Origin of the sequence: Brasilonema octagenarum UFV-OR1 (assembly GCF_963888615.1) — a bacterium.
GTDB lineage: Bacteria > Cyanobacteriota > Cyanobacteriia > Cyanobacteriales > Nostocaceae > Brasilonema > Brasilonema sennae.
Map to the genome: position 1 here is coordinate 15,952 of NZ_CAWPKW010000290.1, position 22,901 is coordinate 38,852.

Consider the following 22,901-nt stretch of genomic DNA (forward strand, 5'->3'; position numbering starts at 1 on the left):
GGATTTTAGATTTTGGATTTTAGATTTTGGATTTTAGATTTTGGATTTTAGATTTTGGATTAATTCCACAGGATTAATCTGGGGGCTTGTACCATTAAGCAATCATTGGTCATTAGTAATCAAAATTATTCTCCCTCACTCCCTTACTCCCTGCTCCGCTCTCTAACTGTGCAGTCAGGTTCTTCGTCTTTTGAGTCAACTGTTGTAACTGTTCAGAAATCTCCACTTTCACCGATACGGGATTCTCCAAACGTCGCGTCTGGTCTGGCAAACTAGCAACGGAAGTGGCAGTCCTTTGTCGAATTTCTGCCAAAGTCTGTTGTGCTTGCACCCGTTTACCTTCCTTAACAAACAACTGCAACAAAGGCAGATGTGAAGATTGGGGAAATTCTTCGTTTCCATATCTTCCGTGTTCTTCACTCACCAAGCCCAAACAGTCTGCTTTCACCTGACTTCCCTCAAAAGAGCGAAAAATCTGCTTACGTCCTGGGTAAGTCGCCTTACCACTCGAATGTTTCATCACCGGAGTTCCATCAATTTCCACCAGTTTGTAGACTCCATTGACAGCAGAACCAGTCACCAGTCGTGTTCCCAGCCCATAACCATCAATCTGCGCACCAGCAGCCTTAAGCCGCGCGATTTCCCACTCGTCCAAGTCGCCACTGGCAAAAATGGACACATTTGGAAGAAGCGATCGCACTTGTTTTGACAACGACACCAAATCACCAGAATCCAACCTAACCCCAGCTAATTGGATTTCCCCGGAATTAACCTTTGCAGACAACCGCTCGGCAGCTGCAATAGTATCGTAAGTATCAATTAATAAGGGCGCACCTGGGAAATAACGATGAAAAACAGTAAATGCCTGGTCTTCGCTACCTTCCATTGCCGACAGTGCCATAACCAAAGCGTGAGCCATCGTACCACTAGGTTTTTCTCCCAGTTGTAGCGCCGCTAACACATTCGATGTTGCATCCAAACCACCAGCCAGTGCTGCACGCGCCGCCCACAAAGACGCTTGCGGGCTAAATGCCCGTCTGGTTCCAAATTCCAGCAGTGTTGCTTGAGAAGACGCCACATCACGTAATCTTGCTGCACGTGTCGCAATCAAACTCTGGTAATTTATGGTATTCAAAAGGTAAGTTTCTACCAGCTGTGCTTGCCAAAGAGGTGCTTCCACTCGCAACAGAGGTTCATTCGCAAACACTGCTGTTCCCTCAGGTACCGCCCAAACATTGCCAGTAAAACGTCCCTCAGCAAGCAGTGACCAAAAACTCTCGGGAACATTGGCAAAAATTCCAGTTGCTTGCAAAGCCGCTATCCCAGAGGGACTGAAGTGGTATTTTTCCAAATATTCCAACACTTGCGCCAGCCCCATAGCTATCAAATAGCCAAAATTCTCTGGCAAACGTCTGACAAACAACTCAAAGCTTGCCCATCGTTGTTCTACACCTTCCCCCGCATAACAAGCCGCCATTGTCAACTGGTAAAGGTCTGTCAGCAGGCTGTTATCAATAGTAGAAAGTGTCAGTTCTTGATTCTGTGTGTTCTGCTGTTGCTGATTGTTTGTAGATGCATGGTTCCAACTTGGGAAACTAGTCATGACATAGCGCCCTTAGAAGAATACTTCTTTGACTTACGGTAAATTTTACCATAAATAATGTCAACTATTGAAAGAGCGCTATCAGAAAGTGCTTGGAACTAGAGTTTTGACGACTACTATATTATTAGTTTAGTAAAATATTTAATGAATTTTAATAGTTATACTTATTATTAATAATAGTATCCCTAAAAGAGTGAAGTGAAATGTCAAACTATGCCGAACGGAGGATGAAAGATAAAAAATCATCTGACTGACACTTTTATTCCCTTATCCTTGATTGTTTATTGAACTGTTTTTTTAATCTAAAGTATTGCAACTATATATCACTGATTATTGCAGAAAATATAGATATATTGCCAATCGCAACCAAAGAGAATGTGAAGAACTAGAGTAGATATATTAGAAGACATATCGCAAGTGAAGCGATAACAAAAATGGGGGTTTGATATTATGGCTATCTCCGAAATACTTGCTAAAGTCACCCAATACATTTCTGAGGCTGCGATGCGTATTTTTGCACCGTCAGACGATGCATATCCCAATACTGGCGTACAACCATTTACAGGAGACCCTTATAACAAGAAGACAGCAGACATTTGGTAAAGAAATGTGTGACATACTCCTATCTGACACTCCTTCCAAGGCATGAGGCATACTGCAGAAGGTATCAAGGCAAGAAAAAAGTTTTGAAAAAACAAGCTCCCCGGCTTCTAACTTGAAGTCGGGGAGCTATTTTCACGAATCATTATTGCTACTGCCAAAACTACGGTGGGTGCTAAAAACCACTTTTATTCTATTGCTTGGGTAAGTGTAGGCATTTCGCCTCTTATCCGGCAATACGAGTGAATTTATGCCCTGACTTTTAGTTTCTCCAAAGTGACTATGCGTATGCCTGCAGAACGCTTTAGGCTTAGGCGCAGGCACTTTCACACAAATGAAATAGAATTGCTGTAAATTTTTATTGTTTATAAAAATTTATCCAAAAATCAAGATAGCGCTCACCAAGAACTCCCTTCATCCTGGGCGGATGGTATTGCATTTATAGAGGCTTTGTTATCCTTCAGCAGAATCAGCCTTCATTTTTCGTTTCACTGCGTAAATCCTTTTTTCAACCAAAGTCTCACAGTAGACATTCCCTAGTTTTGCTAGGGAACAAGAAATAAGGAATGTGAAACAATGTTTTGGAAATTCGTAATTAGTGCTTTACTATTACCCAGTTGTCTTGGATTAGAGGTAGCCACAGCATCAGTCCAAAAAGGAATTAAAACACAGTTAAACTACGAGGAATTAGGAACACAAGTTGCTCAGGTTGAAGATAATTTGTCAACTCAAACAGATTGGGAGACTGACACTGAACAACTAAAACATCATAAACACCGTCATCATTACAAGACTCGTCGATCTTACCGTCATCGTAGACCTTGCTCACAAAGCAACAGATCTTACTACCGTCGTGGATACCATCCACAGTACATTGATTACCGTAGACGACATAATGATTACAACAGATATTATCAAGATAGACAATACCATCCTGAGTACATTTATGACCGTGACATATATCGTAACCCTTACAGATATAACCGTCACGGGCGCTACGATTACTGATTGATGATGTGTTGATATTTCTCAACCTTTAACAGTAAACAGTGAACAGTTATCAGTTATCACTGTTTACTGGTTTTATTACACATTTCCCATCAACTGGCTTAGAACATAAGCTAGTGCTGCACTACCTATAGGAACTGTCAGATTATCAATACCAAGAAACGAAACTACTTCCAAGCCAGTAGCGACTAAAGCAACCGTCAAAGATATCAGCCAAGTTTGCCAAAGGTTCCCTTGTACACTCACTAAAATTGAACTACTGATAATAAAACTCACGACAGCCATTGTCAGGGAACCTTCCCAACTTTTTTGTCTCCCAAAAACATTGTATTTATTTTGACCAATTTTCTGTCCTACCAAAGCTGCTAGTCCATCTCCCCACGTCATAACTAAAATTCCGAGTACAGCATAGTGAGGTTTTTGCAGTGTCCAGAACCAAGCTATGAGAACACCAATACTAACAGCATAGAAAAATGTCCCGAAACTTTTGCGTCCAACGCTATTAATACCAGGGAGAATAGGAAATTGGTAGGACAATAAGGTAACTGCACTCGCTACAATCGAAGCCGTAATACCTACAATTGGGGGAATATCTAGCCACCAAGCCAACAGAATCACATTACCTGTGCCAATGTGAACTATTTTCCGTATAACTTCTGGATCGTTACTGGCGACGCGATTGACTACCCATGCAAGAATTAGCATGAGTAACACCCAAATTGCAACGGCGGCACTTTGTACCCACACAGGAGGAATAGACTGTAAATCAAAAAATGAATTCAGCAACGATACAACAAAATGGATAAGTATAACTGTTGTTACTACTTTATTAGATCTAGGTGACAGCAATGAAATTATTATTGATTTTGCTGATTCGCTTCTACCGAATGTTTATCTCGCCGCTGTTTCTTCCGACTTGTCGTTTTCAACCAACTTGTTCAATGTATGCTATCCAAGCAATTGAACGTTTTGGAGTCTGGCGCGGTAGTTGGTTGGCAATTCGGCGTATCTTGCGGTGTCATCCGTTTCATCCGGGTGGCTACGATCCAGTTCCGGAAGCCTCAAGAACATCAACAAAACAGTCATCTTGCTGTCAACATCACGAATGAGACCTTATCATAAAATACCAATAATCGAATGTGGTGAAATGTTAGTGGAGATTCCTTTGGAACTGTTCGCGGTGGAATCTCCTCATCCTTATAAAAAATTGGGTGCACCTTATGGTGAACACTCTCCTTATTTTCTTCGCGAAAGCGTTGTTGAGAACTTAATATCAGCCCAAAATTACCTCCAGCTGCTGCGTCCCCACTGGCGTCTGCAAATTTTTGATGGTTATCGTCCTGTGGCTGTGCAAAAGTTTATGGTGAATTACGCTTTTGGCGAAGCTTTGCAAATGGCGGGACTTACTACAGATGAACTATCCCCAGACAAAAGTCAAGCCATCTGGGAGGAGGTTTATAAAATTTGGGCTGAACCCAGTTTGGATGAAAAAACTCCGCCTCCTCATAGTACGGGCGCTGCTGTGGATGTGACACTGGTAGATGATACGGGGGAAATTGTAGAGATGGGTTCGCCGATAGATGAAATGTCAGAGCGATCGCATCCAGACTACTTTGCTAATTCTTCTGATCCACTCGCACAGCAATATCATGACAATCGCCAGCTATTATGCCTAGTTATGGAAAAAGCCGGATTTCAACGCAATCCTAGAGAATGGTGGCATTTTTCCCTAGGAGATCAGATGTGGGCTTGGCTGAATAATGAAGCCAATCCAAATAATCCTGTGGTAGCACGCTACGGACGCATTATGTAAGTAACGCACCTACGCATCTTTAGGATTAAGCTGGATTAATTCCTCGGTTGTGTAGGTTCCCACTGGACTCCAAGCCAAGTATGGCAGGAGTAGCAGCGCTGCAAATTTAGAAATCGGCAAAACAGAGAGTGTCAGCAGTACACCTAAAATCACACCAACTGATCCAAGAATTTCCCCAATTCTAAGACTCCGCCATCTAAGCATTGCTGGAATGTATGAGATGGTAATAATTTCTAGTAGAACAAATGAACCCATCAGGAGCCAAGTTATCAAACTTCCTGGATTTTTTTGCCAAACAATATTGGCAGAAGCAGCACCGCAAACAAATACAACAGTCCAGATCAACGGAATCAGCGGCTCAAAAACCAACCACCTGGGGCGAGTTAACTGTGCAAACCACTTAACATCACGAGGCGTGATGAAAAAGGTACCAACTGCGATCGCAAAAGTCACAGCCCCAATTACCATCCAAGATTGAATCATACTTAACGCACTTTTTGAGAATTTTGTCAATCTATTTAAGGCAATTGTCACAATTTGGCATCTGGGTTTAATCAACCGTAGGTTGGAATATTTCAACCAGTTATCAGTTATTAGTTATCACTGTTTACTGTTCACTGTTCACTGTTTTAAGCATCTTGAGGATTCAGTCGAACCATTGCCCAAGTGGTATATGTTCCTATTGGACTCCAAAGCAAGTAAGGAACCAGGAGTAGTGCTGCCCAATTAGAAACAGGTAAAACTGCAAGTGTTAATATAATGCTTACAATAAAACCCGCGCCGCCGAGAATCGTACCAACCTTAAGACTGCGAAGCCGGAACATGACAGGGGTATACGCAATAGTCAGAATTTCCAGAAGTACATACAATCCCATTCGCACCCAAGTTATGCTATCTCCTGGGTTCTGTTCCCAAACAATATAAGCAGACCAAGCAGCGCAAATAAATATAATAGTCCAAATCACTGGAATCGCTGCTTCAAAAGTCAGCCATCTCGGTCGTTGCAGACGTTTGAACCATTTGCGATCGCCTGGAGTAATAATGTTAGCACCCAACGCTACTACAAAAGCGACTCCCCCAATCACCATCCACGATTTAATCATGACTGTTCATCCTTTGCATGGCTTTATTATCACGCCATATACTGCGATTCTGTCAGCTTAGAGGTAGATTGCCCATCATACCTGAGTCAGAATTCGCCTGTACGATCATCAGCGGTAGCCTCACGCGAAAGATTACTTTCTGCCCAAATAGTACCGCCATGCAACTTTGGCAGGTGGCGAACTATTGTCAATCCCAGCCGCTGTCTAGTATATTTCCTTTTCGTAGTGTTGCCAAAGAGTTAATCACTGGTTGGTGGGATGAGCATAAGAAGAAGTTTTCTTAAGAAAAAATAGTGGGAGCTTTATCCTTTGGAGAGAACATTGTTAGCGAAGCCAAAATGAAGCGCCATAAAGTTTGTAATTTTTGATTAAAACTTTACTTCAAAAATTCTAATTTGATTCTCATCAGGGTCAAGACAATAAAAGTAACGTCTTTCATGGTTTTTTGAAATATCTTTTACAATTTTTGCTTCTACTTTGCTCACATTATTATAAGCTTCATCGAGTGATTCAACTTCAAGGTCAATCGTGTGAGTAGTAGGTGCTTTAGTAGTCCCTGAAGAAAAGCCATGTCTTTTCTTATAATATTCTATATTAATTAATACAATACTCCCACATCTTACCAACAACTTTGATTCTTGTTCTACTTGAATCCCTAAAACTTTTTCATAGAAAAAACGAGATTTATCCAAATTGCTAACTGGAATTTCAATTCCTACATGGAGAATATTAACTTGTTGGAATTCAAAATTCTGTTCAGAGACACTAATAGATTTTAACTGAGAGTTAATTTCTGTGTTGTTTTTAGGGCGTGAAAGCTTTTTGACATATAAAGACTGACCTTCAGCAGTAGTCAGTTTCCACGATTTCGCCACAGTTGATTTAGATATAGACTGATGATTTACAGAAGCTGATATTTGGGCTTTTCTTCCATCTGGAATCAATATACTATCAGCAGGTTTTGACACTTCGATTTGTTTTACGAAAGCATCTAGATGCGTTTTCTGAATTGTGAAATTATCTGCTTGTTGAGTTTGTGAATCGCCTTGGTTTCTGGCTAAATGTTCTCCTATATCTCGGATATAGTTTGCATCTTGAACTTTTACTGCGTAATTTCCTAGCCATTCAATTCCCGCTATAGCACCAAGAATTCCACCAGTCATTGACGCAATCGTATCAGTGTCAGCACCGTGAGCGAATCCTGCTTCTAAAAGACCATAGAACGGATTTGCGGCAAAACGCGATGCCAGAAATATGGCAGCCGCAGCACTTACCGTTCCTGCTCCTTTGACACTTTTATTAAAGCATCCAAGTTTAGTAAGAACTTCTCGCTCAATCGAGAGCGCTCCTTGCTTCATTCCCTCTTGGCATAACTCAAGAAGTTGCAACATCTCCTTAATAGTGTGTTGCCAAGAATCGTCATATTGTCCATCAGTTGTTTGGAAAGCTGAATTTTTCCAACTCGGGCAAATATCATTTAAATCTGGTAAAACAGACCAATAATTAACTTCAGATAAAACTTTTTCAAGAATTGCACCGTATTGCAAAGTATTCGTCTCTCGTAATGCTACCCAAATGGCAAAACCGTAAGCAAGCCCACCCACCAAAGCTCTGGGGTGTCCGTGAGTTGTAACACCATTAGCAACAATATTTTTCGCAATGTTTTCAAAATTAGTTTCTGTCGCACCTAACAAACAATGAGGCAATATTCGCATCGCCACACCATTTCCACCAGCACCAAAATATCGCTTTTTCTCCTTATCAGGAGAAGACCAAGGCTCTATTCCTGCAAGCCATTGCTGCGCTGATCGTTTTGTTGCTCCTCCTCCACCACGTTCGTAAGAAGTCCAAATTGGTAATTCCCGCTTAGTGAAATGGTGCCACCACCGTGCGCCATAAAGTAAGCTTCTGGCAGTACAAAGAATTAGCTGCGTATCGTCACTATATTCACCAGCAAGAATAACTTCGTGATGAGGGTAGTATTGCCCCCCTGACTTCCGCACCCATTGTTGGAATCCATTATCTAAAATTTCTGCTGGAGAAGAAGTCTTTTTATCAATTCTCTTAGCTTCTGGTTCTTGAGACCATCCCAACGCATCACCAACAGCTGCGCCAAGAAATGCACCTTGTCCTTTTGTCATAAGGGAGATTGTATGTAGGTGCTGTTCATTACTAATCATAGTTCCTCCCCGACTTTCCAAGGTCTTTCATCTGGTCTTTTTCCTGAGCGAATCAAGTTGCTTAAATTGTATTTATTAAATAAATCTGGTGCTACTACGAATTTGTATTTATCTTCAGAAATACCCAGGATGTCAAGGCGTACTGCTTCGTTTTTTGCCTGCGTTTCACTTGGTACTGCAATCGCTAAAATGTCAGATATTCCAATTTGGTCAGGTATTAGTACCTCTGCTTGATCATCTGTTGGACAGCAAACTAAGTGATTAGGTGATCGCTTTCTAGTTATTCCATAGGCTCCAGGAATAGCATCAGCAAAAATAGCTTTAAACCCCTGTTCACCCTCAACAATACCTCTACCATAACCCGATGCAGCATTGCGTGGACAGAAACGAGTACCAGACATCCAAAGGTACTTAGGGTTGATAAACAGTACAACCCAATCTTTGAATAGAATATCCTTTGATTTCGCCTTATCAAAATACCAAGCATTGGGATATTGAATTGAACAACATATGTATCCTTCATGCCTATCTAGTCGCTCTAAATCGGTTTGTGTAAAAACACTGCGCTCATTTTTTTGTAAATGTTTTGTTGCCAGTATTCCCGTTTCACCTGTCAAAATATGAACGAGGTTGCGCGATGGGGTAAAATGACAAAGACGTGTTATACTGCGACGTTCAGCTTCACGCTTAATCGAATCAATCATCTTTTCACCCTCTCGTAAAGGCTGGTATCACTTGGTAAAAGACTAGTAATTTCACCGCAGTACGTTATAATCAGCCGTGTTTTAGCGCGGGTAACACCAACATACAATAATCTTCCATCTTGGGCGCTTGCATCTGGTTCACCGAAAGCTTCTACTGCTTCGGGGTCTGGTAATTTCTTATTATTACAAAATGGCAAAATAACTGCGTCGAATTCAAGACCTTTTGCTGAATGATAAGTTCCATATCTAATACCAGCCCCGGCTTGCCAAGTTGTCATCTCTCGATGCAGACGGATAGTTCCTTTTGGTAAATATTGTCCGATAAGTTTTTCATCTTGGCGATCGCGAAAAAGAATTGCCACGCTTTGCATTCTAGCTAGCGCTATAGCCTCGCTCACGACAAACAGTATTTCCTGGTCAGGAGAAGAAAATTCAACGATTGTTGGTAACGCACCGTCAGCAGGTGGTGAAACTGGTTCCACTAAATCGGGGACACCTTTAAAATAAGGCATTTTTGAGATAGCAAGTCCAAGTTTAGCAATTTGTTTGGTGTTCCGGTAATTTTGTTTAAATTCCCAAACTTGTCGGATATCAAGTCCTGCATCTCGCCAAGATATACGATGTCCATATATTTGCTGTGCTACATCTCCAAAGAACGTCAGTGAACCATCTGCAGGAATAGCCGAGGCAAGGGAGCGAATCATTTGTGGCGAAAAGTCCTGACCCTCATCAATTACGATGTGCTTATATAAACGTTTTGATGTATCTGCATCGAATTCTTCACAAACAGTAGTCGCTATATCGTCCCAGTCGTACTTTTTACCGCTTTGCTGACGCAGGTTTAGGTAAGTCTGGTAGATTTCAAAGACTAACTCCCGTTCTTCCTCCTTAAAACGCATTTCTCTATCACTAGATACATCCAAATTTTGATACTCTTCGTAAGTAGTAATACCATAGTGTGCTATCCAGCGAATTTCTTCTGAAAAAAGCTCTACAGGATAATCAAAAAGAGGATGCAAACTATACTGCCATGAAAGATTGTTTACCGCTTGCTTCACTAAAGCCTCGCGATCATCTGGAGTGAGAATCGCATAACGAGACATTTTATTGCGAAAAGCGAGATATCCCCTCGCAAAGAGATGGTAGTTCTCGATCTTCACGTTGACTAGTTTGATGTCTTGAAGGTGTTTTAGGTAAGTTACAAGCGCTTTATTAAATGTGACTAACAACGTCTTGCCGCAATGTTCAGTCCTTGGATTACCAAGAAAAGCTGATCGCAAAATAGCAAGTGTTGTTTTACCACTTCCCGCAGTTCCTAAAACAGCGAAGTGCCCCCGTGCTGGTAGATATAGCACCTCTTTTTGGCGACCAATTGGCTGAGGTAGACTCATTATCTCGTGGAAGCTTAGTTTTAATTTCTACTATAACTTTTCAGTAGCTGGCTGTATTGGGTAAAAGTTGCGATCGCCATAAAAAGTGCCCAATCAATTATTGAAGGCTAAGCTTTTTTGTTGGCTCTCCTTCATCGGTTATTTGTAAACAAAAGTAAAGCTTGAAAAAACCAAGTTTCTCAAACTGGGCAATCAGCATATTTGGTTTCACTACTCAATCAAAATAAAATTGATTGTGTGCTTAACAAGTATTTACAAAATTGTCTAAAATCTGAAAAATAAGCGAACGTACAGCACAGGTAGACGTTGAGACGCAGAACAACACAAGCAAAAAGTCAAAACTCATGCAGCGCAAAACAATACTACTTTTGTTCAGGTATTATTTAAAACTATTAATCCTGAATGATTATCAACTTATAACTCAATATATTAAGTTTTTAATAACACTTGTGTCAGCCTCTACATTAAGACTAAAACCTACTACCACAATTGTGTATCCTGAAAACAGCACTGGCTATCTTCAATGGAGGTCTAATGACTCCCAAAGTTATGCGTCAGCTTTGGTCTGTAGTGGAAACTACACAAACTAAGACGCTATTGCAGCTCGATGATGCTAGCTTGGTTCACTGGTTGGTCAAACAAATCAAAACCCAAGCTTTGCTAGATTGTCATGAAAGCGATTTTCTCAGTGACTACGTTAAATCTCGGCTAGCACTGATCCGTGATTTGGCTCAAGAACGTCAGTATTCCTAAAAGTCAAAGTCATAACTGATGACTCATGACTCATATGACTCATAACTGATGACTCGGCAAATAACCCTCTACCAAACAGTCAGAACCAACTACCCGTATCTCTACACGTTCCAAGGATAGCGCCTCACTCATGGAGGTCAAACCTAAGTCACCCACAGGTGTAGGAGCATGAGCACCACCAACGATTTTAGGAGCAATAAAAGCAAAAACTTTTTGTACTGCTCCTTGGGCGATCGCATTAGCAGCTAAAAGACCACCGCACTCCCATAACACGCTGCAAAATCCTCGCTCGTATAAATACGCCATCACTTTATCTGGTGTGAGTGGTGTTAACTCCACCACTTCCACTCCCAGGTTCCGCAACAACTCTTGAAAATCGGGATTAGCTCCTTTTTCTGTGAAAACCAAAGTGGGAGCTTCTGCAGTTTCCCAGATACGAGCGTTTTGAGGTAAATCCAAACTGCGGCTCATCACCACCCGCAGGGGATTATGTGCTCCTTCGCGATGGCTAGTCAAATAAGGATTATCCTGTCTAATTGTGTTTCCACCAACAATCACCGCATCGCAACCAGCTCGCAATTGATGAACTTCACTGCGAGCATCCTTATTTGTCACCCAAGCACTATGACCAGTCGTCGTCGCAATTTTGCCATCTAAAGTCATGGCATATTTTAAAATACCAAAAGGTCGATGATGGAGAATGCGGTGGATAAAGCCTTCATTTAACTTTTTACAAGCTTGCTCTTCGACTCCCACCAAAACCTCTATCCCCGCAGCCCGTAGACGGGCGATACCACCACCTGCAACAAGTGGATTAGGGTCAACCGTCCCCACAACCACCTTAGCGACCCCAGCGGCTACCAATCCTTCTGAACAAGGGGGAGTACGTCCATAGTGATTGCAAGGCTCCAAGCTCACGTAAATCGTTGCTCCACCAGCATTTTCACCTGCTGCTTTCAGGGCAAAAACTTCTGCGTGCGGCTCACCAGCACGCGGATGAAACCCTTCGCCAACAATCTCGCCATCTTTGACAATCACCGCCCCAACCATTGGGTTTGGGGAAGTGCGTCCTAAAGCGCGACGGGCGAGTTCTATACACCGCCGCATCATAGCGTGGTCAAAGTCACTTCCCAGTGTTTGTTTTGGATGTGAATCATCGTGAAATCCTGACCCTGCAATCAAAGCATCTGGTTGAGCGATCATTGGTAAATTATCCATAATTCTTAGCAAGAGAGTAATAATCTTGTAGTTACAAAAGATGAATTTACTCTAGCTTGAATTATTTTGTTATAAGGATGCGTATATTCCAGAAAAATTTAGGAGTGAGGAGTCAGATTAATTGACTCCTCACTCCTCACTCCTTTGTGGGTTTAAACCCAGATTATCCACACTCCGCACTTGGTACTTTGTTAGAAGATTTCTGAATTGGTGAATTCTTCTTCACTGATTTATGACTGTTGTGCTAATTTTAGTTGCTGCCACCAGCGATTTAGGGGAAAATAAAGTACTGGTGCCCAGAGGCTACTGAGAATGGCAGAGGCAAGAGCGACTTTTTGAAAATATGCCCAGACATCTGCCGGATTGCGATCGCCCATTAAAATCAACTGCGATGCAAAAATTGTCTCTGACCATAGTGCCATACCAAAGACAATTAAGGCAATAGAAATAAAATCTTCTTGTATAAAACGCTGCTTCTGCAACAGACCAGTTAGACTTCCAACCACCGCCAAACTCAAAGCATGAGTTGGATCAGGTGATGTCATAGCATCTTGTAGTAAACCCAAAACAACACCTGCGAATGCGCCACTAAAAGCTGAGCGCTTGACACTCCAAGCTACTACCCAAATCACAGGCCAGTTTGGTCCTATTCCCAATAATTCCATACCAGGAATTCGGATTAACAGCATCAGTAAGCATAACATGACTGATCCAGTTATGATCGCCCAATCAGTGAACTGACGTAAGCGCGGGTGCCAACGAGAAAGCGCGACGATTTGAATTTTGGGTTTTCGTCTTGGCGGTTTTGGCTTCTTTTTGCTAGTGCTTTGTAATTGAGGAGTCCTCATTGTTTCATTTAGATTTTTCTGACTTTTGATTGACAGAACCGACATTTTCTGGTTTCTGAGTTTGTGGTTTAGGATATACCGCCACCCAATCCAAAGAGCGTATCGACGGGAAAAGTTCCACTTTCCCCACTGATGCGGGAAGTTTCTTTAAATCTAAAGACTTCACTCGTCCGATAGCCAATCCGGAAGGAAACTTCTGACTATAGGTAGATGTAGTAACTACGTCTCCAGGTTTTACATTTGGGACTTTTTCATAAAATTCCAGGACTCCATCAGCAGAGGAATCTCCTCGCAAAACACCCTTTGCCCCTGTGCGGCTGACTGTTACACCAACTTGACTCTTGAGATCACTAATTAACAGCACACGGCTAGTATTGGGAGTTACGCTTTCTATCAGACCCGCCAATCCACCATCAGCCTTAACGATATAACCTTCCTGAATACCTGCAAGGCTTCCACGATTGAGAGTCACTTGTTGCCACCAGTTGTCAGCACCACGCGTCATTACTCGCGCGACAATGGGGCGGGATGATGGAGGTTCTTTTTCTACGTAGCTTAATAACTGTTTTAACTTTTTATTTTGGTTTTTCAGTTCTGTGATCTGGGTTTGCAGTTCCAAAAGCTGACCACCTTTGAAACGTTCTTCTTGAGCAGGTGGTGTCTGCAACATCTGAATTGGACGGGTTATCCCTTCATATATCTCAAACATTAGAGCACCTTGAGTTTGTCGAAGCACCCAAGCACCACCAACAACTATACCTAGCAACCCTATTTGTAATCCTCTGCGCTCCCACCACCGACGTGCCGTAAACATAAGAAACCTTTTTTAGCTGTAATATAAATTAAGATATTGGATTCCCGCAACGCTATCGAACCCAATATCTAATAGCGCTTGTGTTACATATTGCGAGAACGCCCGCTGAAAATTCTTTCCATCTGCTTGAAATTTTCTAACACACGACCTGTGCCCATAACAACACAGCTTAATGGGTCAGTAGCGATGTGCGTTACTATTCCAGTCTCATGGCTGATTAAGGTATCTACTCCTTTGAGCAGCGCACCTCCACCAGCTAGCATAATTCCTCGGTCAATGATATCTGATGCCAACTCTGGCGGGATGCGTTCCAAAGTCCGCTTCACCGCTTCGATAATCACCAACAAAGGTTCCGACATACTTTCACGTACTTCTGGCCCTTTAATTGTGACAGTTCGCGGTAAACCAGAAAGCAGGTGCAAGCCTCGAACTTCCATCATGGCCTCATCATCATCATGAGTGGGATATGCTGATCCTATGCGAATTTTGATGTCTTCAGCAGTACGTTCCCCTATGACTAGGTTATGAACTTTCTTCAGATACTGCATGATGGCTTCGGTCAGTTCATCTCCAGCAATACGTACTGATTCAGAAAGCACTGTCCCTTGGAGGCTCAACACGGCAACTTCTGTTGTCCCGCCACCAATATCAATAATCATATTGCCTGTTGCTTCAGTGACAGGTAGTCCTGCCCCAATTGCTGCAGCCACTGGTTCATCAATCAAGTAAACTTCTCTTGCCCCAGCTTGAGAAGCCGCATCCATGACAGCTCTTCTTTCTACCCCTGTTACCCCACTAGGAATACCAATGACAATTCTTGGTAATACTAGAGATTTGCCCTCGTTGACTCTTTGGATAAAGCTTTTTAGCATCACTTCTGCTGTATCGAAGTCAGCGATGACACCATCACGCAAGGGGCGCACTGCAATTACATTCGCAGGTGTGCGACCGAGCATTTTTTTTGCTTCTTCTCCAACTGCTATTGGAACCTTTTCGTTTAGGTCAATCGACACTACGGAAGGTTCTTGCAGAACAATGCCTTTACCTGATACATAAACGAGGGTGTTTGCGGTACCAAGGTCAATACCCATATCCCGCGATAAGGAAAATTTACTAAAAAGACCCACGCGTTGGCCCCCTAATTTTGATATTTTTTCAGTACTGCCACAAATGAGAATTGTGCAGGATCGTATTATGTTTTTTAACCTGAGTCCAGTAAACTAGATTATCTTTTTATATATTTTTCGTAATCTTTGACCAGTCTCAGGCTTCCATTGTTCTATATTCCTAGGCGGCATAAGTGTATCCGTATTGTTTTAGAGTTTCCACAGAGTGATTAATATCATGTGTTTGGCAACTGTAATTATTTTTTATGGAACGCAATGCTAGACAATATAGCAATTGGCTACTATGGTATTCACAATACAAATACATTTGTACTGAAAATTGCACATGAGCATAAATATCGTTACCCTCATTGGTCGTGTAGGAACTGACCCGGATATGAAGTATTTCGAGTCAGGTAGTGTCAAGTGTAAATTGACACTAGCAGTCAATCGGCGTACAAGAGACAGCGAACATACTGATTGGTTTAATCTGGAATTATGGGGAAAAACAGCGCAGGTAGCAGGTGATTACGTGCGTAAAGGCAAACAAATTGCTGTTAAGGGTTCCTTAAAATTTGATAGTTGGAGCGATCGCGCCACAGGAGCAAATCGCTCCACACCCGTTATCATCGTGGATCAGCTGCAACTGCTAGGTTCTAAACGGGATGTCGAAGATGCGGATGTAGATATGAGTCCTGATAATTTCTAATTTAGTAAAAAGTCAATCAATTTTGGATTTTGAATTTTAGATTTTAGATTAACCCTGAGCTTAGCCGAAGGATTGACCCCATATCACCGAAGACAGGGGCTTGAGATCCCAAGAAAATTTATTTTTCTCCACGACTCAAGTCAGGGGCTTGAAACCTTTTTTTTGATTTTAGATTTTAACCCTTCGGCTGAGTCCTTCGGACACGCCAAGGGCGAACGCTAAGGGTTAAAGCTGAGCGAAGCCGAAGCTTTAATCCAAAATCCAAAATCTAAAATTGTCTCGGTCAAAACAGGTGACTAATAACTAATTTGTAATGTCACCGTAGCTTCCACCTGCTGCTCACTACCGACTATAGGGGTGGAAGCATCTAATGCTGCTGCCTTACTATACTCGGCACGTAATACAGGTCTTGGTGGTGGAGGTGTGCTGGCTCCATTTATTTGAATGTTGACAACTTCTTTAGGTTGGAAACCCAAAGTACTCAAAACTGCTTGAGCTTGCTGTTGAGCATCTTGAGTGGCTTTTTTTAATGCTTGTTGTTGAGCAAGGGTTATCGCCTCATCGCTAGCAACAAAACTTATGCCGTTAATTTGAGTCGCACCAGCTTTGACCGCTTCATCTAACAGAGTACCCGCGCGTTCAGTGGGAATCCGAAAACTGACAACATTAGAAGCAGCATAGCCTGTAATCCGCTGCACTTTATTGTCGTAACTGTATACTGGGTTGAGACTAATCCCCGTGGTCTGTAATTTTTGCACATTACGGCTTTTTACTAAAGCAACCACTGCAGATGACCTGCGAGCAGCTTCTTGTTGTACCTGCTGTGCTGTTTTTCCCTGAACCTCTACTCCCAAACTGACTTGAGACAAAGTTGTAGGAATGGTCTCCATTCCACGACCATTAACACTCAAAGTACGCAACATCGTCTCTTTCTGCTGCGCCAAAACAGGTTGGGTACTACTTATATATACAAGCAACGCTAAAAATAGAAATTTCCACCGGTTCCCAGCATTTAACTGAGAACCAAATATAGCATTTGTATTCACAAAACGTTCACTCCTCTAAAAATTATTCATCTATGAAGATCTAGTAAGTTGTGAAAAATCCTGAGTGGTTAGGCTGAACCAAAAACTAACCACTCATTGCTAACAAGAAACAACACACAACTAACACTCCCTATCCATTTGGAGAAGACACAAGCGGTAGTGTGTCTAAATAGGAGGTATTTTTACTTTGACACGATTACTGTCTAAAGTCTAAGCAGTTACATTTTTAGTAACTGAAAAATAGCTATTGGAATACTGTTAACTGTTAACTGCAAACAATTGAAGGAGAAAATTTATGGGATACTGGCTGCTGAAAACAGAACCAGACGAGTATTCCTACTGCTATTTAGAACGGGATAGCAATACAGTTTGGGATTAGTTAGCAATTGCGTTTGGCTCTTAAGCATCTGCGTACGATGGAAACTGGTGATTTGGTGAACCAGCACGGCGCAGGCGGTGACGACAACCTGCTGCTTTGAGGGTTTCCCAACAGCCACGCATCTGGCTCCCTAGTAGTCCACCCCTCTTGCAGACTATCTCTAGTCCCAGTATGACAGTCTCATTGGCAGCGCTTTATCGAATTAACAGGGGGCATGAATTGATTTATCAATGCTTTTTGTAGCGCCTCTATGAGTGTAGTGTTCAATGAACTTGTAAATTAGAGGGAAGGATTTTCCAGAATAATCAATGCAGTTAGATTTCACAACCTTCTCATTACCCTTATTCGCAACCGCGACAGAAACAGCAGATAGTTCACTAGTACTAGCAGCAGTGCTGCTGAGCATGGTCGTCATTTACCTTGCTAGTAAAGTTGGCGGAGAACTTTCAAACCGCTTTGGGTTACCGCCAGTGTTGGGAGAACTGGTAGCTGGTGTCGTGGTAGGTATTTCTGTCCTCCATCTATTAGTGTTTCCAGAAGGGGGCGCAGATAGTTCCAACTCTTTAATCATGACTTTCCTTCAAACCACTGGTGGTCTGAATCCAGCCGCTGCTGATGCTGTGTTTAAAACGCAGTCTGAGGTCATTTCCGTATTGTCAGAACTTGGTGTCATCATTCTGCTGTTTGAAATTGGTTTGGAATCAAACATCAAAGATTTGGTAGCTGTAGGTGTCCAAGCGAGTGTGGTAGCGGTAGTGGGTGTGGTAGTACCCTTTACTGCTGGTACGGTAGGATTAATGGCTTTTTTTGGTATTCCAGCAGTACCAGCAATTTTTGCAGGAGCAGCTTTAACTGCTACAAGTATTGGTATCACTTCTAAGGTATTGTCAGAACTTGGGCGTCTCAACTCCAAAGAAGGGCAAATTATTTTAGGTGCTGCTGTAATTGATGATGTCTTAGGAATTATCGTTTTAGCAGTGGTGGCAAGTCTTGCAAAAGAAGGTTCAGTAGATGTCGGTAAAGTCATTTATCTGATCATTAGTGCCAGTAGTTTCCTAGTGGGCGCAATTGTTCTTGGAAATGTTTTCAGTAATACCTTTGTAGCAATTGCGAAAAAGTTAAAAACTCGTGGTGGATTAGTGATACCAGCACTTATCTTTGCCTTTGTGATGGCATACTTTGCCGCTGCCATTCAATTAGAGGCAATTTTAGGTTCTTTTGCTGCTGGTTTGGTCTTAGACGAAACAGATGAGCGTGTGGAATTGCAAAAGCAAGTTCTTCCAATTGCTGATATACTGGTGCCAATTTTCTTTGTTACTGTTGGGGCAAAAACTGATTTAGGGGTTTTAAACCCAGCCATTCCCAGTAATCAGGAAGGTTTAGTCATGGCAGTTTTTCTGATAATTATTGCCATCCTAGGTAAAGTTGTCACTGGCTTCAGTGTATTTGGTCAACCTCAAATCAACCGTTTAGCAATTGGTGTGGGTATGATTCCCAGAGGTGAGGTAGGCTTAGTGTTTCTTGGTATTGGCTCTTCCATTGGTATTCTCTCGAAACCTTTGGAGGCGGCTATTATTATGATGGTCATTCTGACAACATTTATTGCACCTCCTCTTTTGCGGCTCGTATTCCCAGAACCAACAACAGCTACAGCAATACAGGAAATGCTTTTAGATAATTCTTCCGGAAAATCGTTGGTTATAGAATCACCAGATTCTCAAGACGATAAGTAAAATTCTTGAGTACAGACGCATGATTTAGAGCGTCTGTACTTAGATAACGACTGAGTTGTAAATTTGTCTAAGTAATATCTTCTTCTTTCTAATTTAAGTTGAAGTTTATACCAGCAACAAAATTTCTGATATTTCCGGGCACATTCATCCAAGGTTCGTATTATTCCTCATAGGTGTACAACGCTTCAAAGGAGCCAGCGCACCCCAAGTGGGTTAGTCAAAGCTCAAGGCGTTCTCCCCAATTTGATTGTTTTTTCTTCAGGAGGCAAGCTCAGGAGTGCTTTGCTAGCTAGCATAATTAAGGTTCCACTCTGTTACGATTCGCTTAAATTTTATCAGTCAGTTTTTTCTCTCCTCTGAAAAAAATCATCCGCACTGCTGTACGACAAGTTCATGATCTACTAAACTTCAAAATATGAATATTTTGTACTTTTGCTATTACTAATGGAAACTTTGATTCCAAAGTCTTCGTCTCCTTAAACTAAAAAAGGAGTTTGTTCTAAATGCCAGCACTCATTAGACAAGATGAGACAAGAGTGCAAAAGTTATTTTTGCACTTCTTGGGGAAAGGAGAAAGGTTAAAAGGAAAAAATTTTTAGATTTTTCCCCCTTATCCCTTACCCCTTACCTACTTCTGAAAAAAGTCTATTAGGAATGTTACTTTTGTTTTATCTTCCTTCTTGCTCACTCATCCAAAATTAGGTATTTCTTTAGCAGTTAAACAGGTGCACCGAAAAGTCAAGTTCACATCAGAAAAGACTAATACTAAATCTCCATGAAGTGGCACTTAATATTTCGTAATGATATGGTTTTACATCCTGGGGTTTTACCGTCATTTCTGATTAATTATATTAAGTGTAAGTTTATAGAGAGGTTGGTATAACATCCCAATTCTCTAAATTCATTGTCATGCTGTGGGTAAGAGCATCTGTGCAGCAGATACGCAGCACTTCGTTTCACACCCTGCCCAAAGCAGTAAAAGCGTCTACACAATGACAAGCGTATTTTTACATGTATTGGGATGCTTCCTCATAAAACAGTGGGAGTATTATCAGTCGGTGCATTGACGACTACCAAATCAGACAATATAAAAAATCTCTTTTTGATGGATGAAGTGTTTAGCTACCGACGGATACTTTTATGGAAATTGCTAAGAAGTCGGGAAGTCGTCTGGAGGGTCTCAATCAAATATCTAACAACAAAAAAATGCCATAACGGCATGAAAAGCTATTGGCAGCGTGTTAGAATTTGACGCCAATCATTCAATTTAGTATCTAAGAAGGATTAATACAGAACAATAGCTACTCCTAATGGTAAAACCTTAATAGATATTAGGTAAATAACACGCTTTGCTATCACCAAATTTGGATTATATTCAAAAATAATCACTATAACAATGTCTTGATGAAATCAAAAAATGATGCTTGTGCCACCAAAGCAATGTTGTGAGCGGTGATAGTGTGAAGATTTACCAAAACTTTGACCAACAAAAAACTCAGAAGTCAGTTATTCAGTTATCAGTGAGCCAGCGCGCATGAGGAGGGTCTCCCTCCCTAGGCGACGGGCGTTCGAGCCGTAAGGCGTGGCGTTTAGCCATAGGGTTATCAATTCACTGTTTACTGATAATTGTTCACTGTTGACTGTACTAAATTCTGCGTTTTGTGTTCTGGGTGCTTCTCCACTTCATAGACTCTCATAAATACGAATCAGGAGAAAACACTGTGAAAACCCACTGGTTACTACCTGGTACCTTTGTAACGACTAGTCTTTTGACGCTATTGTCGCCAGCTCAAGCAGCACAAAGCGCGAAATTGCAATCTTGGCGCTTTGATGCCAGTCAAAACCGATTAGAAATCAATACTCAAGGTCCAGTTCAACCCCAGGCGCAACTTGTTTTCAACCCTACGCGGTTGGTTATTGATTTGCCAGGAACTGATTTTGGGCGTCCCCAGTTGACGGAGTCAGTAGGCGGTGCGATTCGCTCTGTTCGTGTTGGTCAATTTGATCCACAAACAACTCGTATAGTTGTTGAACTGAATCCTGGTTATACCCTCGACCCCAAGCAAGTAAAATTTGAAGGGAAAAGTGCCAGTCGCTGGACAGTACAATTACCAACGCCACAAACTGAGGGAGTTGCCTCCTCACCAGCATCCCCAACCCCAAAAGCTTCACCAAGCCCAAAAAGTGAAGAAGTGGTCATCCCACCGCCAAGAAATATTTACAATGTGGTGACAGTAGATTCTGACGGTGAGAAAAAACCTGAGTTTTCTAAGGCTGTTGTCGTTGCAGAAAGGACTATTCAAGTTGAGAGTCTGCAAGTTACAGGGGACGGTTTTTTTCTGCGCACCAGTGGTGGAAATCCTCAGACTCAGATCATTCGCAGCCGCGATCGCAAAACCATCTTCGTTGACATTCCTGGTGCTACTTTGTCACCAAATTTTGGCGCTCGCGATAGATCTATAAATAGACATGGTGTCAACCGAGTTGAAATGATTCAACTGCAAAAAACACCACCAGCAGTCCGGATGACGCTGCGAGTAGACAAAGATACTCCTGATTGGCGCATAAGCACAAGCAGTTCTGATATTTCTGATGGTTTAGTCGTTCTACCAAATAATCGTTATGCGAGTGAGTCGCCCAGAAATAGTTATTCTATTACTCCACCAGATAATCCTCCCACTCCTGCTGTGGAGCCACCAAAAATCGATGCAATCTCCACAATTGAGGCTGTAGAACTGACTAGTAGTGGTACGCAACTCCTGATTAAAGCAGATCAACGTCTCTCATCTGCTAGTACTAGTTGGGATCAGTCATCTAATCAATTTCGTATCACCATTCCCAATGCTAAGTTGGCTTCTGCAGTCAAAGGTCCAAATTTCGATGCTAGTAGCCCTGTTCTGCGCGTGCGCTTGCTGCAACAAGACTCCCGTACTGTTGTTGTCTATGTCCAACCAGCATTAGGAGTGCGAATTGGGCAAGTTAACAAACTGAATGGTCAGGTTTTGTCTTTGGGATTAGAACGTCTCCCTTCTATCAAACCACCCATTGGTTTACCACCCATAAAACGACAAAACCCACAGCCTTTGGCATTACAGCCAATCAAGCCTGTAGGCCCGAAGCTTCCTGTTCGTAAGGGACGAGTCGTCGTTGTCGTTGATCCAGGACATGGCGGTAAAGACTCTGGAGCAGTTGGTATTGGTAGTATTCAAGAGAAAAATATTATTTTGCCTATTGGCAAAAGGGTGGCAGAAATTTTAGACCGAAGTGGTTACCAAGCAATACTAACCCGTGACTCAGACTATTTTGTCACTCTTCAAGGACGGGTAGACATAGCAGAGAGAACCAATGCTGATGTCTTTGTCAGTATCCATGCGAACTCAGCAGGTGATGATCGTCCTGAAGTGAGTGGTTTAGAAACATACTATTATGACAGCGGTTTAAGCCTAGCTCAGATCGTTCATAAGAGCATTCTCCGAAGTGTCAATGTGAGAGACCGTGGCGTGCGCAAAGCTAGATTCTATGTCTTAAGAAAAAATTCTATGCCAGCAATTTTGGTGGAAACAGGGTATTTAACTGGTCGTGAGGACGCTGCTAAGTTGTCCAACCGACTGTATCAAAATAAAATGGCAGAGGGGATTGCTGATGGTGTTCTTCAGTACTTAAAGCAAAAGTAAAATACTTGAAATGCCAAAGTACAAATTCGTACCGCTTTAAAACAACTACTGAGGCAGTTATCAGTGTCTGAAACTTTGATAACTGCCTCAGTAGTTTATATAGCAGGGAACGCTTAACAGGCTTTGAAGTATTGTAGTGCCCGTATTTTCTCATTAGTTTATGTCTTACAGCAATTTTCAGGTAATTGAACCACAAACTACGGTAAGCTGGTAGTAAAG

The 22,901-nt window shown here is 42.0% G+C and carries 21 protein-coding genes; 9 read left to right on the top strand and 12 right to left on the bottom strand.

All coding sequences use genetic code 11. From position 1 onward, the window contains the following. Nucleotides 1-112: 112 nt before the first annotated feature. On the bottom strand, nt 113-1,603 hold the full coding sequence (locus tag AC5590_RS25180; protein ID WP_169266115.1) for a nicotinate phosphoribosyltransferase: 1,491 nt from the start codon (nt 1,601-1,603) through the stop codon (nt 113-115). Nucleotides 1,604-2,053: 450 nt separating this feature from the next. Here AC5590_RS25180 and AC5590_RS25185 point away from each other — a divergent pair, with 450 nt between their 5' ends. Then, nucleotides 2,054-2,206, top strand: coding sequence for a hypothetical protein (locus AC5590_RS25185; protein WP_169266116.1), 153 nt, complete (start codon nt 2,054-2,056; stop codon nt 2,204-2,206). A gap of 573 nt (nt 2,207-2,779) precedes the next feature. Continuing rightward, nucleotides 2,780-3,211, top strand: a complete 432-nt coding sequence (locus tag AC5590_RS25190) for a hypothetical protein (protein WP_169266117.1) — start codon at nt 2,780-2,782, stop codon at nt 3,209-3,211. A gap of 78 nt (nt 3,212-3,289) precedes the next feature. Here the strand turns inward: AC5590_RS25190 and AC5590_RS25195 are convergent, their stop codons facing one another. After that, nucleotides 3,290-3,997 (bottom strand): diacylglycerol/polyprenol kinase family protein, encoded by a 708-nt coding sequence (locus tag AC5590_RS25195; RefSeq protein ID WP_211178524.1) that lies wholly within the window; start codon nt 3,995-3,997, stop codon nt 3,290-3,292. Between the two features lie 62 nt (nt 3,998-4,059). Here AC5590_RS25195 and yidD point away from each other — a divergent pair, with 62 nt between their 5' ends. Both yidD and AC5590_RS25205 read left to right on the top strand, forming a co-directional pair. After that, nucleotides 4,060-4,320, top strand: coding sequence for a membrane protein insertion efficiency factor YidD (gene yidD / locus AC5590_RS25200; RefSeq protein WP_169266118.1), 261 nt, complete (start codon nt 4,060-4,062; stop codon nt 4,318-4,320). Further along, on the top strand, nt 4,317-5,024 hold the full coding sequence (locus tag AC5590_RS25205) for a M15 family metallopeptidase (RefSeq protein ID WP_169266119.1): 708 nt from the start codon (nt 4,317-4,319) through the stop codon (nt 5,022-5,024). Before yidD ends, AC5590_RS25205 begins: the two co-directional genes overlap by 4 nt. Before the next feature lie 9 nt (nt 5,025-5,033). Here AC5590_RS25205 and AC5590_RS25210 read toward each other — a convergent pair whose 3' ends face one another. Then, entirely contained in the window at nt 5,034-5,507 is a 474-nt protein-coding gene (locus AC5590_RS25210) for a TspO/MBR family protein (protein WP_169266120.1), read from the bottom strand. 146 nt (nt 5,508-5,653) lie between these two features. Then, on the bottom strand, nt 5,654-6,127 hold the full coding sequence (locus tag AC5590_RS25215) for a TspO/MBR family protein (RefSeq protein WP_169266121.1): 474 nt from the start codon (nt 6,125-6,127) through the stop codon (nt 5,654-5,656). A gap of 17 nt (nt 6,128-6,144) precedes the next feature. Between AC5590_RS25215 and AC5590_RS25220 the strand changes: the two genes are divergently transcribed. Beyond that, entirely contained in the window at nt 6,145-6,411 is a 267-nt protein-coding gene (locus tag AC5590_RS25220; protein ID WP_171975872.1) for a hypothetical protein, read from the top strand. 84 nt (nt 6,412-6,495) lie between these two features. Here the strand turns inward: AC5590_RS25220 and AC5590_RS25225 are convergent, their stop codons facing one another. From AC5590_RS25225 to AC5590_RS25235, 3 genes are read right to left on the bottom strand one after another with little or no spacing between them, the layout of a single operon-like run. Then, nucleotides 6,496-8,268, bottom strand: coding sequence for an ADP-ribosylglycohydrolase family protein (locus AC5590_RS25225; protein WP_498824115.1), 1,773 nt, complete (start codon nt 8,266-8,268; stop codon nt 6,496-6,498). Nucleotides 8,269-8,303: 35 nt separating this feature from the next. Then, complete coding sequence (locus tag AC5590_RS25230) at nt 8,304-9,011, bottom strand: DarT ssDNA thymidine ADP-ribosyltransferase family protein (RefSeq protein WP_169266123.1); 708 nt, start codon at nt 9,009-9,011, stop codon at nt 8,304-8,306. Beyond that, nucleotides 9,008-10,402 carry a 3'-5' exonuclease gene (locus tag AC5590_RS25235; RefSeq protein ID WP_169266124.1) on the bottom strand — a complete coding sequence of 465 codons (1,395 nt, stop codon included), beginning with the start codon at nt 10,400-10,402 and terminating at the stop codon, nt 9,008-9,010. Before AC5590_RS25235 ends, AC5590_RS25230 begins: the two co-directional genes overlap by 4 nt. Before the next feature lie 534 nt (nt 10,403-10,936). On the opposite strand from AC5590_RS25235, the gene AC5590_RS25240 reads away from it, so the two are divergent. Further along, nucleotides 10,937-11,155, top strand: coding sequence for a hypothetical protein (locus AC5590_RS25240; RefSeq protein ID WP_169266125.1), 219 nt, complete (start codon nt 10,937-10,939; stop codon nt 11,153-11,155). A gap of 39 nt (nt 11,156-11,194) precedes the next feature. On the opposite strand, the gene ribD is transcribed toward AC5590_RS25240, so the two are convergent. The 4 genes from ribD to AC5590_RS25260 form a co-directional block, all read right to left on the bottom strand. Continuing rightward, nucleotides 11,195-12,373: a bifunctional diaminohydroxyphosphoribosylaminopyrimidine deaminase/5-amino-6-(5-phosphoribosylamino)uracil reductase RibD gene (ribD, locus tag AC5590_RS25245; RefSeq protein ID WP_169266126.1), complete on the bottom strand. Its 1,179-nt coding sequence runs from the start codon at nt 12,371-12,373 to the stop codon at nt 11,195-11,197. Nucleotides 12,374-12,603: 230 nt separating this feature from the next. Then, complete coding sequence (mreD, locus tag AC5590_RS25250) at nt 12,604-13,221, bottom strand: rod shape-determining protein MreD (protein ID WP_169266127.1); 618 nt, start codon at nt 13,219-13,221, stop codon at nt 12,604-12,606. Between the two features lie 4 nt (nt 13,222-13,225). After that, entirely contained in the window at nt 13,226-14,035 is an 810-nt protein-coding gene (mreC, locus tag AC5590_RS25255) for a rod shape-determining protein MreC (RefSeq protein ID WP_169266128.1), read from the bottom strand. An 83-nt stretch (nt 14,036-14,118) separates the two neighbouring features. Further along, complete coding sequence (locus AC5590_RS25260; protein WP_169266129.1) at nt 14,119-15,126, bottom strand: rod shape-determining protein; 1,008 nt, start codon at nt 15,124-15,126, stop codon at nt 14,119-14,121. 361 nt (nt 15,127-15,487) lie between these two features. On the opposite strand from AC5590_RS25260, the gene AC5590_RS25265 reads away from it, so the two are divergent. Beyond that, a complete protein-coding gene (locus AC5590_RS25265) occupies nt 15,488-15,850 on the top strand; it encodes a single-stranded DNA-binding protein (protein ID WP_169266130.1) in 363 nt (120 codons plus the stop codon). Between the two features lie 296 nt (nt 15,851-16,146). Here the strand turns inward: AC5590_RS25265 and AC5590_RS25270 are convergent, their stop codons facing one another. Next, nucleotides 16,147-16,896, bottom strand: coding sequence for an SIMPL domain-containing protein (locus AC5590_RS25270; RefSeq protein ID WP_169266131.1), 750 nt, complete (start codon nt 16,894-16,896; stop codon nt 16,147-16,149). A gap of 687 nt (nt 16,897-17,583) precedes the next feature. Here AC5590_RS25270 and AC5590_RS25275 point away from each other — a divergent pair. Then, the gene (locus AC5590_RS25275) at nt 17,584-19,008 is read left to right on the top strand and encodes a cation:proton antiporter (RefSeq protein ID WP_169266132.1); all 1,425 of its coding nucleotides are present in this window, start codon (nt 17,584-17,586) and stop codon (nt 19,006-19,008) included. A gap of 1,721 nt (nt 19,009-20,729) precedes the next feature. Beyond that, a complete protein-coding gene (locus tag AC5590_RS25280) occupies nt 20,730-22,682 on the top strand; it encodes an N-acetylmuramoyl-L-alanine amidase (RefSeq protein ID WP_169266133.1) in 1,953 nt (650 codons plus the stop codon). The last annotated feature ends 219 nt before the right edge of the window (nt 22,683-22,901 follow it).

Excerpts from the sequence above, each read along its gene's own strand:
- AC5590_RS25220 (WP_171975872.1), top strand. The coding sequence starts at position 6,145 with ATGGCTTTATTATCACGCCATATACTGCGATTCTGTCAGCTTAGAGGT.
- AC5590_RS25235 (WP_169266124.1), bottom strand. The coding sequence starts at position 10,402 with ATGAGTCTACCTCAGCCAATTGGTCGCCAAAAAGAGGTGCTATATCTA.
- yidD (WP_169266118.1), top strand. The coding sequence starts at position 4,060 with ATGAAATTATTATTGATTTTGCTGATTCGCTTCTACCGAATGTTTATC.
- AC5590_RS25225 (WP_498824115.1), bottom strand. The coding sequence starts at position 8,268 with ATGACAAAAGGACAAGGTGCATTTCTTGGCGCAGCTGTTGGTGATGCG.
- mreC (WP_169266128.1), bottom strand. The coding sequence starts at position 14,035 with ATGTTTACGGCACGTCGGTGGTGGGAGCGCAGAGGATTACAAATAGGG.
- AC5590_RS25205 (WP_169266119.1), top strand. The coding sequence starts at position 4,317 with ATGAGACCTTATCATAAAATACCAATAATCGAATGTGGTGAAATGTTA.
- AC5590_RS25185 (WP_169266116.1), top strand. The coding sequence starts at position 2,054 with ATGGCTATCTCCGAAATACTTGCTAAAGTCACCCAATACATTTCTGAG.
- AC5590_RS25265 (WP_169266130.1), top strand. The coding sequence starts at position 15,488 with ATGAGCATAAATATCGTTACCCTCATTGGTCGTGTAGGAACTGACCCG.
- AC5590_RS25275 (WP_169266132.1), top strand. The coding sequence starts at position 17,584 with ATGCAGTTAGATTTCACAACCTTCTCATTACCCTTATTCGCAACCGCG.
- AC5590_RS25180 (WP_169266115.1), bottom strand. The coding sequence starts at position 1,603 with ATGACTAGTTTCCCAAGTTGGAACCATGCATCTACAAACAATCAGCAA.
- AC5590_RS25210 (WP_169266120.1), bottom strand. The coding sequence starts at position 5,507 with ATGATTCAATCTTGGATGGTAATTGGGGCTGTGACTTTTGCGATCGCA.
- AC5590_RS25240 (WP_169266125.1), top strand. The coding sequence starts at position 10,937 with ATGACTCCCAAAGTTATGCGTCAGCTTTGGTCTGTAGTGGAAACTACA.
- ribD (WP_169266126.1), bottom strand. The coding sequence starts at position 12,373 with ATGGATAATTTACCAATGATCGCTCAACCAGATGCTTTGATTGCAGGG.
- AC5590_RS25215 (WP_169266121.1), bottom strand. The coding sequence starts at position 6,127 with ATGATTAAATCGTGGATGGTGATTGGGGGAGTCGCTTTTGTAGTAGCG.
- AC5590_RS25260 (WP_169266129.1), bottom strand. The coding sequence starts at position 15,126 with ATGGGTATTGACCTTGGTACCGCAAACACCCTCGTTTATGTATCAGGT.
- AC5590_RS25230 (WP_169266123.1), bottom strand. The coding sequence starts at position 9,011 with ATGATTGATTCGATTAAGCGTGAAGCTGAACGTCGCAGTATAACACGT.
- mreD (WP_169266127.1), bottom strand. The coding sequence starts at position 13,221 with ATGAGGACTCCTCAATTACAAAGCACTAGCAAAAAGAAGCCAAAACCG.
- AC5590_RS25190 (WP_169266117.1), top strand. The coding sequence starts at position 2,780 with ATGTTTTGGAAATTCGTAATTAGTGCTTTACTATTACCCAGTTGTCTT.